We start from the raw sequence: 260 nt of genomic DNA on the forward strand, positions 1-260 counted from the left end.
TCCCCGGGGAATCGCTCCGCTATCTGATCAATCGCTGCGGGGAAGAACAGATTCCGCTCTATATCGACCCTGTATCGTCGGCAAAGGCGAAAAAGCTGCCGGAGAGACTGGATGGTGTAGATACGATCCTGCCCAACAGGGAAGAAGCAGAGATTCTCGCCAGCATGGAGATCGTTACCATAGAGGATTGCCAGGAAGCGTGTCGGCGCATCAGGGAACGCGGTGTAAAGAATGTGATCGTGACACTGGGCGAGCAGGGT

At 55.4% G+C, this 260-nt stretch carries 1 protein-coding gene; it reads left to right on the forward strand.

The features are described 5' to 3' along the window. Positions 1-260 (forward strand): PfkB family carbohydrate kinase (locus tag MXD62_RS08940; protein WP_248828907.1); only part of this gene is annotated, 260 nt, incomplete at both ends.

Source organism: Frankia sp. Mgl5, assembly GCF_023242985.1.
In the GTDB taxonomy this organism is placed as follows: domain Bacteria; phylum Actinomycetota; class Actinomycetes; order Frankiales; family Frankiaceae; genus Parafrankia; species Parafrankia soli.